The organism is Bacillus sp. SA1-12 (assembly GCF_000981385.1).
GTDB lineage: Bacteria > Bacillota > Bacilli > Bacillales > Bacillaceae > Metabacillus.
This window is the reverse complement of sequence record NZ_LATZ01000009.1, coordinates 76,022-88,976: the sequence shown is the minus strand read 5'-3', so window position 1 is coordinate 88,976 and position 12,955 is coordinate 76,022. Positions and strand designations below refer to the sequence as shown.

The 12,955-nt window shown below is 37.7% G+C and carries 14 protein-coding genes; all 14 read right to left on the bottom strand.

All coding sequences use genetic code 11. From position 1 onward, the window contains the following. Positions 1-53: 53 nt before the first annotated feature. The 14 genes from WQ54_RS08395 to rnpM all read right to left on the bottom strand — a co-directional run bounded on the left by WQ54_RS08395 (position 54) and on the right by rnpM (position 12,954). Positions 54-656, bottom strand: coding sequence for a dipicolinate synthase subunit B (locus tag WQ54_RS08395; RefSeq protein WP_046514791.1), 603 nt, complete (start codon positions 654-656; stop codon positions 54-56). Beyond that, on the bottom strand, positions 657-1,553 hold the full coding sequence (dpaA, locus tag WQ54_RS08390) for a dipicolinic acid synthetase subunit A (RefSeq protein ID WP_046514788.1): 897 nt from the start codon (positions 1,551-1,553) through the stop codon (positions 657-659). Positions 1,554-1,822: 269 nt separating this feature from the next. Further along, a complete protein-coding gene (locus WQ54_RS08385) occupies positions 1,823-2,080 on the bottom strand; it encodes a YlmC/YmxH family sporulation protein (protein ID WP_046514785.1) in 258 nt (85 codons plus the stop codon). A gap of 219 nt (positions 2,081-2,299) precedes the next feature. After that, complete coding sequence (locus tag WQ54_RS08380) at positions 2,300-3,538, bottom strand: pitrilysin family protein (protein ID WP_046514782.1); 1,239 nt, start codon at positions 3,536-3,538, stop codon at positions 2,300-2,302. Between the two features lie 32 nt (positions 3,539-3,570). Further along, a complete protein-coding gene (locus WQ54_RS08375) occupies positions 3,571-4,557 on the bottom strand; it encodes a polysaccharide deacetylase family protein (protein ID WP_046514780.1) in 987 nt (328 codons plus the stop codon). Positions 4,558-4,734: 177 nt separating this feature from the next. After that, positions 4,735-6,852: a polyribonucleotide nucleotidyltransferase gene (pnp, locus tag WQ54_RS08370; protein ID WP_046514777.1), complete on the bottom strand. Its 2,118-nt coding sequence runs from the start codon at positions 6,850-6,852 to the stop codon at positions 4,735-4,737. Between the two features lie 196 nt (positions 6,853-7,048). Then, the gene (rpsO, locus tag WQ54_RS08365) at positions 7,049-7,318 is read right to left on the bottom strand and encodes a 30S ribosomal protein S15 (protein ID WP_046514774.1); all 270 of its coding nucleotides are present in this window, start codon (positions 7,316-7,318) and stop codon (positions 7,049-7,051) included. 124 nt (positions 7,319-7,442) lie between these two features. Beyond that, positions 7,443-8,390 (bottom strand): bifunctional riboflavin kinase/FAD synthetase, encoded by a 948-nt coding sequence (ribF, locus tag WQ54_RS08360; RefSeq protein WP_046514771.1) that lies wholly within the window; start codon positions 8,388-8,390, stop codon positions 7,443-7,445. A 31-nt stretch (positions 8,391-8,421) separates the two neighbouring features. Next, complete coding sequence (gene truB / locus WQ54_RS08355) at positions 8,422-9,342, bottom strand: tRNA pseudouridine(55) synthase TruB (RefSeq protein WP_046514768.1); 921 nt, start codon at positions 9,340-9,342, stop codon at positions 8,422-8,424. Positions 9,343-9,517: 175 nt separating this feature from the next. Then, entirely contained in the window at positions 9,518-9,874 is a 357-nt protein-coding gene (gene rbfA, locus WQ54_RS08350) for a 30S ribosome-binding factor RbfA (protein WP_046514765.1), read from the bottom strand. A 15-nt stretch (positions 9,875-9,889) separates the two neighbouring features. After that, positions 9,890-10,168, bottom strand: coding sequence for a DUF503 domain-containing protein (locus tag WQ54_RS08345; RefSeq protein WP_046514762.1), 279 nt, complete (start codon positions 10,166-10,168; stop codon positions 9,890-9,892). Then, positions 10,165-12,351: a translation initiation factor IF-2 gene (infB, locus tag WQ54_RS08340; protein WP_046514759.1), complete on the bottom strand. Its 2,187-nt coding sequence runs from the start codon at positions 12,349-12,351 to the stop codon at positions 10,165-10,167. Before infB ends, WQ54_RS08345 begins: the two co-directional genes overlap by 4 nt. A 19-nt stretch (positions 12,352-12,370) precedes the next feature. After that, on the bottom strand, positions 12,371-12,676 hold the full coding sequence (locus tag WQ54_RS08335; protein WP_046514756.1) for a YlxQ family RNA-binding protein: 306 nt from the start codon (positions 12,674-12,676) through the stop codon (positions 12,371-12,373). A gap of 8 nt (positions 12,677-12,684) precedes the next feature. After that, entirely contained in the window at positions 12,685-12,954 is a 270-nt protein-coding gene (rnpM, locus tag WQ54_RS08330) for an RNase P modulator RnpM (RefSeq protein ID WP_046514754.1), read from the bottom strand. Between the last annotated feature and the right edge of the window lies 1 nt (position 12,955).

The following is a 12,955-nucleotide window of genomic DNA, read 5'->3' as shown; positions in this document are numbered from 1 at the left end:
CATTAATTGTCGAATGGACTCATAAATTTATCATTGTTTTATTGAATTTTTAATTATTTTTCTAAATCGCGAAATTTTTCTACTACAACAGGCTGTAATTGCTTACCCTCTAATGCAGCTAGGATTGTATCAAGCAATGAATCCATTCTTGCAACCATTGAATTAGGCTTTTTATCAGGAGCATCTTGACCAAAAGGAACAAAATAAATATCTTTTGTCGCCATTAACCGCATTAGATTAATTCCATTTAATCCAAGTGCATCATTTGTTGAAATCCCGACTACGACTGGGCGATGAGTTCTTAATGTTGCTTTTGCGGCCATTAAAACTGGGGAGTCTGTCATCGCATTTGCAAACTTACTCATAGAGTTCCCTGTTAATGGTGCAATGACCATGCAATCAAGCGGAAGCTTTGGACCTAATGGCTCCGCCTTTACGATGGAATCAATTACTTCATTCCCTGTGAGATTTTCAATTTTCTCAACCCATTCACCGGCAGCTCCGAAGCGAGTTGTCGTATTTTTAACAGTGAATGATACAACAGGGATGACATCTGCACCTTCATCAAGAATTGATTTAATTTGCGGATATACTTCTTCATATGTGCAATGGGAACCTGTAATGCCAAAACCTATACGTTTTCCTTTTAATTTCATTTAAGAAGACCCCTTTCCTTCTAATAAATCATTCAGTAGTTGTGTGAGAACATTCGCCACGATTTGGCCTGCTGTTTTAGGGGCAACAATTCCAGGCAATCCTGGTGCCAAAAGTGCTTTTATCCCCCGTTTTTCGGCATAACGAAAATCCGTACCTCCTGGCTTTGATGCCAAATCAACGATTAAGGTATGTGCCGGCATATTGGAAATAATCTGTGCTGTAATGATTAAGTGAGGAATGGTATTAATACATACATCAATGTCTTTAACTTCATTTTTTAATTGTTCTAAGGAAAATGGGGTTAGCCCCATTTCAGTGATTCTTGCTAAGTGGGCAGTATCTCTTGCACCAACCTTTACCTTAGCTCCTAATGATGCAAACGTTCTAGCTACACTCATCCCAACTCTTCCCAGGCCTAATACCGCAATTCTCGAGCCATGAATCGTAATATCAGTGTGTTGAATGACCATCATGATCGTTCCTTCAACCGTTGGAATTGAATTGTATATAGCAACATCATCTCGTTCAAAAAGCTGGATTAACTTGCGATTTGTTGATTGAACAAGCTTATCTAAGTAAGAATTTGTTATACCTGAATAGATGACACAATGTGGTGGAGTTTGCGAAAGAATATCCTCCGTCAGCTTAACTTCTTCATTAGAAAACACTGTATCAATAATCCCCTCTTGATTGGTTCCAGGGATAGGCAAAATTATCGCATCTATTTCTTTAAAAATAACCTCATCTATTTTAGCTTTCGTAGCACCAGTAAACCCATGGTCTAACTGGTCAAAACCGATGAGAAATAACTTTGCGTCGAGTTCAGTTAATTTACGGATCACTTCTAGCTGCCTTGCATCTCCGCCGATAACAGCTACGTTTAATCCTGTTAACATTTTGATCGTTCACCTTCTTTTCGGCATGTTATCTGTTGTGAGTTCTTTGATTTCCTAGAATAACTTACTCCAACATACTATGTAGAGAGTTCAATATGGGTGAATAAACAAGAGGAAATTTGATGGGAAGGACTTCTTTCATGCCCTTAATAAAAGTGAGCTTCATTAAAAATGAAACTTAGTGGATGATGATGTAGATTGTTATGAATAAAAAAGGCTGACTCAGTTTAATGGGTCATAACCCATCCTGAGACAGCCCAATATGGTTCTTACTCGACATTATCAACATGATCATCTGGAATATCAAGGATGATCATATCCGCTCCAATCTTTTTAATATGCTGCCACGGAACACGAATTTCTTGTCCCTGTTTCCTTAGACCAAACCACTTTAAAGAAGGGATAATTAAGGTGGTTATTTGACCAGTCTGTTCATTGATTTCAAGATCAGTTTGACCTAAAACTCCTAATCGTTCAGCACGCTTAATATCGACGATTTCTTTTCCGCTTAACTCACTTAATCTCATGGCCATTCCCCCTTTTTACTATCATATCGTTTAACATAATAAAAAAATGCCTACAATTTGAAAGAAAATTGCAGACATCGTATCGTTTTTCAATCATAACGGGTAGTAATACTCTAGTTGGAATTCAAGTCTTGTTCGGGGAACTGACCGTAAAGATCCGATAAGTCTCGCTAACCAACAGTGGGATAAAGAAAAATCCCCACTGTTGGTAGTCTCGCTTTATTTTAGTTTATCCGGCAGCTGACCGTCCGGGCTTATTAATGCAACGGAATAAGCATTCGAAAATAATTGATTTGCTAGCGTATTCACACTATCTTCAGTAACCTCATTGACTTTTTCAATAATCGAATCTAGTGAACGGTGGCGTCCAAGTAAAAGCTCATTTTTACCGTTTCTGCTCATACGACTATTTGTACTTTCAAGGCTAAGCATTAAACTGCCCTTCATTTGCTCCTTGCTGTTGGCTAATTCTTTTTCAGTTATTCCTTCTGCTTTTAAAGTAGCTAATGTTTCTTGAATGGTTTCAAATAACATATTCAACTGGCTGCTTCCGGTACCGCCATAGATCGTAAGGAGACCGTTATCCTCATAGGATGAATGATAAGAAAACACGGAATAGGCAAGACCTTTTTGTTCTCTTACATCCTGAAACAAGCGACTGCTCATACTGCCGCCTAAAATATTATTTAAGACGATCAAGCTGTAAATATTATCATGGCCTACCTCTAAGCCATTAAAGCCGATACAAAGATGCGCTTGTTCCGTATCTTTTTTTCTGGCTAGCTTTTGATCCATAAAGCTCGGCTTTTCAAATTCACGTTTTTTTGAACCAGTTTCATAAGTACCAAAAAGCTTTTCAACTTCTTTAATAAAATCTTCATTAACATTTCCAGCCACTGAAACAACAACATTATCAGGTGTATAATAGTTATTCATGTATTCTCTTAACATATTGCCATTGAATGTTGCCAGCGTTTCTTCCGTTCCTAAAATAGGATAACCAAGGGGATGATCACCATAGGTAGCACGGCTTAAAATGTCATGTACAATATCATCTGGAGTATCTTCATACATTTTTATTTCTTCATATACAACATTCTTTTCTTTTTTAAGCTCTTCTTCATCAAAGGTGGAATGAAAAAACATATCCGCTAATACATCTAATGCATAATTGGCATGGTCATCCAGAACCTTTGCATAATAGCATGTATATTCTTTAGAGGTAAAGGCATTTACCTGACCGCCAATACTATCAAAGGATTCGGCTATTTCCCTTGCAGTTCTTGTTTTAGTTCCTTTGAAAAACATATGCTCTAAAAAGTGGGAGATCCCGTTATTTTGCAAATTCTCATTACGTGATCCCGTCCCGATCCAAATTCCAATTGCAACAGAACGAACAGTTGGTATGTTTTCTAATACTATTCTTACTCCGTTTTGACAAGTATATTTTTTTATCACACTTGTTCCTCCTTCATAGGTGCTACAATTCTTCATTCGTCTAGTTTGTTATTTTTCCCAATGACAGATAACCTTTTTTCGTCAACAAGCATTGTGACAGAACCGAACGAATAACCTTTTTGATTTATCGATAAGATTAGTGTTTCTAAACTTTCAGATGTCGAGGAAGTTGGATGCATCAAGATCAAAGCTCCTTTATGAACTTTGCTCATCACTCTTTGAACTAATATATGTGGCTCTGGGCGCTGCCAATCAATTGTATCCACACTCCACATAATGGTTCCCATCTTCATTTCGTCTGCAATTTTTACAACATCATCTCTAAAGCTGCCGCTTGGCGGTGCAAACCATGTCGGTGTTACATCTGTAACAGACTTTATCACTTCATTAGTTTTGACGAGCTGTTCTCTAATATTTGCCTGTGACAACTGACTCATATCAGGATGTGTATAGGAGTGATTTCCAACCTCATGTCCGGCATCAACGATCATTTTGGCCATTTCGGGATTTTCTTTTACCCACCTTCCTTCTAAAAAGAAGGTAGCTTTTACATGATATTTATTCAACGTCTCCAGCATATCTGGAATATACTCATTTCCCCATGCAACATTAATGATGAATGAAACCATCGGCTTATCAGGATGTCCACGATAGATCGGCTCAGCAGGCAAATCTTCTAAGTGAACGGAGGGTTCTACCTGACGATAGACAAGAAGGTTTTCATCAAAAACTCCCTTTGGTTTCATTTTTTTATAAGACTGATTAAGATCTACTTCAATTCCATTATAACCTGGTGTCGCCTTCCATACTTTATGTATTTCCGCATTTTGGGCAGGAATGTTATATTCTATGGCTCTTTTTGCAATCTCTTCATACAGTTTATCCTGTTGTTTTGAGACAGTGATACTAGCATTCTTAATTTGATCAACATAAGAAGATGTATATGGATTTTCAATAAATCCTATGCTAACCGTTAAGATTATAAGAAATCCAACGAATTGAATGATTTTCCTTTGCATTATGTATCCCCCTTTTTACTAAAAAATATGTAAAAGGGGGACAAGGTAGAACTAGAAAGCGAAAGGTGCCCTGCTTAATGACGACAACATAAGATGATCAGGCTGGAAGGTTGTTATTTAACCTAGCACAATACCTTCATAACCGAAAAAGAAGCCCGGTTACCCCGGCCTCCACGATCATCCTTCTTGCTTTTCTTTTTCCTTTTGTTCTTTTAAGACAACTTTGCGTGATAAATTAACGCGGCCTTGTTTATCGATTTCTGTGACTTTCACTAATATTTCATCCCCAATGGAGACAACATCCTCAACCTTGCCAACACGTTCTTCAGCAAGCTCTGAAATGTGCACCAATCCATCTTTCCCACTGAAAATTTCAACAAATGCCCCGAACTTTTCAATGCGTTTAACTTTTCCGAGATACATTTGTCCAACCACAACTTCACGAACAAGATCTTCGATGATTTTCTTAGCTTTTTGATTCATTTCTTCATTAACTGATGAAATGAATACAGTTCCGTCTTGTTCAATGTCGATTTTAACACCTGTTTCTTCAATAATCTTATTAATTTGTTTTCCGCTTGGCCCTATGACATCTCTAATTTTCTCAGGATTGATTGTCATTGTTAAGATTTTCGGTGCATATTGTGAAAGTTCCTGCTTAGGAGCCTCGATTGTCGCAAGCATTGATTTTAAAATTTCCATACGGCCTTTTTTCGCTTGCTGTAATGCCTCTTCTAAAATCTCCCTTGAAAGTCCTTCAATTTTAATATCCATTTGCAGTGCAGTTACACCTTTTTCAGTACCTGCAACTTTAAAATCCATATCTCCTAAAGCATCTTCCATGCCTTGAATATCTGTTAGAACTGTATAGTGTTCTCCAGATTTTACAAGACCCATTGCAATACCCGCTACAGGAGCTTTTATTGGCACACCGGCATCCATCATCGCTAATGTACTTGCACAAATACTTGCTTGTGACGTCGAGCCATTTGATTCAAGTACCTCTGACACTAGACGGATTGTATATGGAAAATCTTTTTCAGAAGGAATAATTGGTTCTAATGCTCTTTCACCTAAAGCACCATGACCAATTTCTCGGCGTCCAGGTCCTCTCATTGGGCCTGTTTCCCCAACACTAAATTGCGGGAAATTATAATGATGCATGAAACGTTTTGATTCTTCAATTCCCAAGCCATCTAAAATTTGCACATCACCGAGAGCACCAAGTGTACAAATACTTAACGCTTGAGTTTGTCCACGTGTAAACAAGCCTGAACCATGGGTTCTTGATAAAAGCCCTACCTCTGATGATAAAGGACGGATCTCATCGACACCACGGCCGTCGGGTCTTACTTTTTCTTCGGTAATGAGACGGCGAACTTCAGCTTTTACGATTTTAGACAGAATTTGTTTTACTTGCTTTAATGTATCATCATCAGCTTCAGTTTCTTCAAATTTCAAAACAACCGCATTTTTCACTTCGTTGATTGCATCTTCTCTAGCATGTTTTTCTTGAACTTGAATAGCTTTTATTAAGTCACTTTCTGCTATCTCACGTATTTGCTTTTCTAAATCGGCATCTACATCAAATAATTCAACTTGCATCTTTTCTTTTCCTACAGCCTGAGCAACTTCTTCTTGGAAAGCGATAAGACGTTTAATTTCTTCATGTCCGAACATTATCGCTTCTAGCATGGTTTCCTCAGGTACTTCCTTCGCACCGGCCTCAACCATGTTGATGGCATCCTTCGTTCCAGCTACCACTAAATGAATATCACTTTGCTCAGCCTGTTCAACATTTGGATTAACAATAAATTCATTATTAATTCTTCCAACTGTTACACCAGCAATTGGCCCCTCAAACGGAATATCTGAAACACAAAGTGCTAAAGATGAACCAAACATAGCCGCCATTTCAGATGAACAATCCTGATCAACACTCATGACAATACTGATAACTTGTACTTCATTTCGGAAACCGTCTGCAAATAATGGTCTTATCGGACGATCAATTAACCGGCTCGCTAAAATCGCCTTTTCACTTGGACGACCTTCTCGTTTAATAAATCCTCCTGGTATCTTCCCGACCGCATATAAGCGCTCCTCATAATTGACAGTTAACGGGAAGAAATCAAGTGGCTTTGGATCCTTAGATGCAGTTGCTGTACTTAATACAGCCGTGTCACCATAACGAACCAGAACAGAACCGTTTGCTTGTTTGGCTAATTGTCCAATTTCAACGGTTAAATTTCTGCCGGCCCAATCTATGGAAAATGATTGCTTATCTTGTCCCATAAAGTTAAAAAACCCCTCTCATATAATAAAGATTATGTATTAGTATGAACCATTTAAATTCAACATATCAATGTTGTTATTGTATGTAAATAGGTTTGTAAAAAAACATAATAAGTTGGCAGTGGCTTATATCATTTTTTCCTATTTATATTTAAATACACTAAAAAAGCGGGAAAAAATCCCGCTTTTAAAGGTATTATCGACGTAAACCAAGCTTGTTGATTAACTCACGATAACGAGTTACGTCCTTATTACGTAGGTAAGTTAATAAGTTACGACGTTTACCTACCATTTTTAATAGACCGCGACGAGAATGGTGGTCTTTTTTGTGAACACGTAAATGATCGTTTAAGTTATTGATGTCCTCAGTAAGGATAGCAATTTGAACCTCTGGTGAACCAGTATCAGATTCATGTGTTCTATAAGCAGAAATTAGTTCGTTTTTACGTTCTTGTGTGATAGCCATCCTTTTCACCTCCTTAATTTCAAAAAACCCCGATTACCGAGCAAACGTTGGTGAATCGATTTGCCAAGCAATGGTTTTAAGTTACATCAATTAGGATACTATTATTTAAATCAAATTGCAAGGACTAAACGGTTTTTTGTCCAAAGAATTGTTCAACAGCCGCTTTATCCTTAGCTATTTGTCCAATTAACTCATCTACATTATTAAACTTTTGTTCACTTCTTATACGTTTAAACCATGAGATTGAGACAATTTGATCATAAATGTCCTGTTGAAAATCAAAAATATTTACTTCTATGCTTGGCTTAGCAGTCTTCTCTTTGTTAAACGTAGGCTTGTAGCCAATATTGCACATACCTTTAAACTCTTGACCACTAATCAATACGGAAACAGCATATACACCAGTTGGAGGTATTAAATAAACATCTGGTACATCTATATTCGCTGTTGGAAAACCGATTGTTCTGCCTCGTTTATCACCATGAATAACTGTTCCGGTTACAGTGTGAGGCCTTCCAAGAAGTCTGTTTGCATATGAAACATCACCGCTTCTGATAACCTCACGAATAAGTGTAGAGCTAATTTTTCTGTCACGGTCAGTCTGCTTTTCTACTGTTGTATGCAAAAACTGCTCCCTGGAATGGAAAGGTAATGTTTCCATCGTACCCTTTCCTAAATGACCATATGTAAAATCAAAGCCTGCAACAACATGCTTAACATTTAAGTTGATAATATAGTCATCAACAAATTGCTGTGGCAATAATGCTGCAAAATCTTTTGTAAATTCTACAACAAATAAAATATCTACATTTAATTGTCTGATGAACTGTATTTTTTCTTCAAGAGGTGTAATATAGTCAATTTCCTTTTGGTTTCGCAGGACAACAAGCGGATGTGGATTAAAAGTCATGACGGCACTCTTCATCCCAAGTCGTTTAGCAATCTCTTTACCTTTTAGGATCACTTTCTGATGTCCCTTATGAACACCATCAAAATACCCCAATGCAAGCACCATTTCATCAAAATCATTCTTGCTAAAATGATGTGGTTGAGACAGTTTTATTAGTTTCACGGTCACTTCACCTTTTCTCACTTATAACATATTAAGTTTCATTATAAAGCACCTTCACCGGCTTCATTAGATACGGCTTGGCAGGATGCTTAGAATAGATTGCAATACAGCGGCCATCCTCAGAATAAATGGCAATAGGAGAGCCTGCCTCAATGTCTTGAAATGGTTCAGGCAAATTAAGTACTGCTCCATTTTTTACTTTCTCTGCTAGCGTATCATGGATAACTAGATTCGGCAAATCTTTTAATGCTTGACCTATTGTCAGTAATTCCCGTTGAAGTGTACCATTTTCAATCGCAGCTTCAATTTGCTCAAAGGTTAAACAATCAGACAGATGAAATTGTCCGGATTTTGTGCGAATAAGATGTGACATATGGGCCGGGTATCCAAGTTTTTCTCCGATCATTACAGCCAGCGTCCGAACATAGGTACCCTTCGAACAAGTGACACGGAATTTGAATTTAGTTAAATCGGCATCATTAGTTATGTCGCTAATAAGCACTAATTCAGTAATTGTAATCTTTCGTGCAGGTCGTTCCACCTCAACACCCGCTCTAGCATACTCGTAGAGCTTTTTTCCGTTCACTTTTACAGCAGAATACATTGGTGGTATTTGCTCAATTGTACCAATCATCGCATTTAGAACCTGATTAACCTCTTCCTTTGAAATGGATTTATTTACAGGTTTTCTTTCTACCACTTCACCTGAAGCATCTTCCGTGGTGGTAGAAGACCCAATGGTTATTTCAGCTTCATATGTCTTAGAAGCTGCTGTTAAATATTCAACTATTTTTGTAGCTTTACCAAGACATATTGGCAATACACCAGTTACATCTGGATCAAGTGTACCCGTGTGACCAACTTTTTTTGTTTTAGCAAGCCTGCGCATTTTTGCCACACAGTCATGTGATGTCATACCAACAGGTTTGTTTAATAATAGCACACCTTCCATTTTAAAGACCTCCTATGGCAGCTATAACCTTCATGAATATAGAAAGAGGTTGTCTCAAAACCAAAGGGTCAAACCCCTCGAACACAATATATAGGAACTAAACGATTGTAAATTCCTATATCGATGTTTGATGGAGGGGTTAGACCCTTTTGAGACAGCCTCTTTGAAAAAGGAGTTAATCCTCCTCTTTATTTTGAACATTTAATTCATGAATAAGTGTTTCAATACGATTTCCATAATCGATTGATTCATCAAATTCGAATTGAATCTCAGGTGTTTTTCTTAGTCGGATGCGCTGGCCGATTTCTGAGCGAATAAAGCCTTTTGCTTTAGCTAATCCTTTTAGCGTATTTTGTCTTTGTTCTTCGTCTCCCAAAACAGAGATATACACCTTTGCAATTTGCAGATCACCAGATACATTCACATCTGTTACTGTCACAAAGCCTATACGCGGGTCCTTTATTTTTCGGCCGATAATATCGCCTAATTCTTTTTTCATTTGTTCGCCGACACGGTTTGCTCTTAAGCTCATGTCATCACCTCTTCATTAAAACCATTCAAACGAAGTAACTGTTCTTTCAATTTCAGGAAAGGAATCGATGAATTGCAATACCCTATGCAATTCCCTTTCAGTTTGAACCTTGTTGGAGCTAACGGCAGCAATCCCGAATTTTGTACGCTGCCATGTATCCTGAAAGTCAATTTCTGATATTGACACATTATACTTTTGTTTGGTTCTAGTTAATACTCTTTGTAAAACAGATCTTTTATCTTTTAATGAATGTGAATCATAAATGATGCATTCACATTCTGCATATCCGATCATTTACGCTCTATTTCCTCCATCACATATGCTTCAATAATATCGCCTTCTTTAATATCATTAAAGTTTTTAATTGTGATTCCACATTCATAGTTACGTGCAACTTCTTTTACATCGTCCTTGAAGCGTTTCAGAGTATCAATTTCACCTTCGTAAATGACAATTCCATCACGGATTAATCTTACGCCACTTTCACGAGTGATTTTACCCTCTGTTACATATGCCCCTGCAATTGTACCGATTTTCGATACTTTAAATGTTTGGCGAATCTCAACTTGACCGATCACTTTTTCTTCAAATTCAGGGTCAAGCATTCCTTTCATTGCCGATTCAATTTCCTCAATAACCTTGTAGATAATACGGTGTAAGCGAATATCAACTTCCTCAACATCAGCTGTTTTCTTCGCACCATTATCAGGGCGGACATTAAAGCCAATAACAATCGCATTTGAGGCAGCAGCAAGGATAATATCAGACTCAGTAATCGCACCTACGCCTGTATGAATAATTTTTACACGAACACCTTCAACATCAATTTTTTGTAAAGCTGCAGCTAAGGCTTCAACAGAACCTTGAACATCTGCTTTCACAATTAAATTAATGTCTTTAATTTCACCTTGTTTAATTTGTTCAAACAAGTCGTCTAGGCTTAGTTTTGAGCCTTCGCTGCGCTGGGCATCAAGCTGCTTTTGCGCTCGTGCTTCTCCTACTTGACGAGCTTGTTTTTCATCTTCAAATACCATAAATTGATCCCCGGCTAAAGGTACATCATTTAGACCTGTAATTTCAACCGGTGTTGATGGTGCAGCCTCTTTAACACGGCGGCCAATATCATTTACCATCGCACGGACACGTCCAAAGGTATTACCTACAACAATTGGGTCTCCTACTCGAAGTGTTCCATTTTGAACAAGAAGTGTTGCTACTGAACCGCGGCCTTTATCTAATTGGGCTTCAATTACAGTACCAGTTGCTCGTCTGTTTGGATTTGCTTTTAACTCTTCAACTTCAGTCACCAATAAGATCATTTCCAGAAGCTCATCAAGTCCTTGACCTGTTAATGCAGAGACAGGTACAAAGATAGTATCTCCACCCCAAGCCTCTGGTACTAGACCATGTTCTGTTAATTCTTGCATAACTCGATCTGGATTAGCTGTAGGTTTATCAATTTTGTTTACAGCAACAATAATTGGCACCTCAGCAGCCTTCGCATGATTTATTGCTTCTATTGTTTGCGGCATGACTCCGTCATCAGCTGCAACAACTAGGATCGTGATATCTGTAACTTGAGCTCCGCGAGCACGCATTGTTGTGAAGGCAGCATGTCCTGGTGTATCTAGGAACGTGATTTTTTGATCATTAGCAACAATTTGATATGCACCAATATGCTGAGTAATACCTCCAGCTTCTCCTTCAGTTACTTTTGTATTTCTGATTGAATCAAGAAGTGTCGTTTTTCCATGGTCAACATGGCCCATGATTGTCACAACAGCTGGTCGAAGCTGCAGATCCTCTTCACGGTCCTCTTCTTGATATTTTTCAAATTCTGTTTTTTCGAATACAATTTCTTCCTCTACCTCGACACCATATTCACCGGCAATTAATTCAATTGAGTCTTTATCAAGCTCCTGATTAATTGTTGCCATTGTGCCTAAGAGAAGCAGCTTTTTAATAATTTCTGAAGGTTCTTTTCCAAGCTTTGAAGCTAATTCACCTACAGTTAAACTGCCTGTGAATGTAATCTTGCTAGGAAGTTCCTTTTTTGGTTTAGGCTGCATTGGCTGTTGGAAATTCCCTTTGTTTTTCTTATTATTTTTCTTGCCTTTATGTTGATTTGAAGATTGATTATTTGGTTGGTTTTGCTTTTTATTATCACGGTTTAAATGATTTGGAGTTTGCTTTAGAGATTTATTTTTAGCAGGTTTTTCTCCATTATTTACTCTGACATTTTCTGTATTGCTTTGTTTTGTATTATTCACTTGTTTCCCCGGTTTCTGATTTGATTCATTATTTGTTTTTTCTTGATTTGCTGTTTTAAATTTGTTGTCAAGCTTAACAATCACATCATCTTCAATTGTTGACATATGATTGTTAACCTCTACATTCATCTCTTTTAACGTAGAAATAATGTCTTTACTAGATACATTTGTTTGTTTTGCATATTCATATACTCGCATTTTTGTCATACGTTCACCCCCAAGAATATTAATCGAGCAAGGTTTTTAACTTTGCAGCAAAGCCTGCATCATTTATCGCTACAACGACTCTCGCTTCTTTACCAATTGCTTGACCTAATTGGTAGCGATTTTCTACTATCATAAAGGGGACCTGATAAAACTTACATTTATCTGTTACCTTTTTCATTGTGTTAGCAGATGCATCTTGAGAAAGAAGAACAAGCTTAGCCCGTTTTAGCCGAACCTCTTTTATAACAAGTTCCTCTCCTGAAATAACTTTTCGTGCTCGATTTGCTAAGCCCAATAAGGACGTCCATTGTTGCTGCTGTTTCATGTTATCTATTATTTCTCCTTCTCCGCCAATAGAAGCAGCTCTTCGTAAACTGAATCTTCAATATTTGCCTTTAAATGATTGGCAAGTATATTTTTCTTTTTTGCTTGGAGAATACACTCCTTATCGAGTGTGATATATGCACCGCGTCCATTTTTTTTGCCGGTCAGGTCGACAGAAACATCGCCTTCCTTTGAGCGGACAACACGGATTAGTTCTTTTTTTGCTTTCATTTCCCCTGTCACAACACATTTACGTAAAGGAACTTTACGATTGTTCATG